This window comes from Campylobacter sp. RM9328 (assembly GCF_012978615.1).
Genome location: NZ_LIWF01000073.1, coordinates 1 through 450, shown reverse-complemented (window position 1 = coordinate 450; position 450 = coordinate 1). Strand labels below are relative to the sequence as shown.

Genomic DNA, 450 nt, shown 5'->3' with positions numbered 1-450 from the left:
GATTAAAAGACCGATACTTAAACCCTTTTCAAAGGACCGCTTTGAACTAGTTGAGAGTTACTACTATAAAGACATTAATGTCCCGGCGGCTTACAAGACAAACGGAGCGAATGTACCGCGTATTCTTTGGTCTATCTTCCCTCCAAACTCGCCAGAATATCTAAGTGCGATACTAGTGCACGACTATCTTTGCGACGAAGCGGAGGCCGTTTTTAAGCTAGGCTCTAAAGAGCAAGCAAAGAGGCTTTTTAAAACAGCCGACGAAACCCTGCGTGAGATGATGACGGCACTCGGCGTAGCAAGGTGGAAGGCGTATGTATTTTACTTAGCATGCCGTACGTGGCACATCATAAAATACAAATAATAAAGGAGTAAAAAATGAGAAATTTAACAATAAACCGAAACAAAGGAGAAAAACTATGAGCGCAAAATTTGGAGTAAACGTAACCA

At 41.8% G+C, this 450-nt stretch carries 1 protein-coding gene; it reads left to right on the top strand.

Features of this window, described 5'->3' with window-relative positions; translation table 11 throughout:
* A partial coding sequence (locus CCAL9328_RS10745) for a DUF1353 domain-containing protein (protein WP_211436859.1) occupies positions 1-364 on the top strand: 364 nt, incomplete at its 5' end.
* Between the last annotated feature and the right edge of the window lie 86 nt (positions 365-450).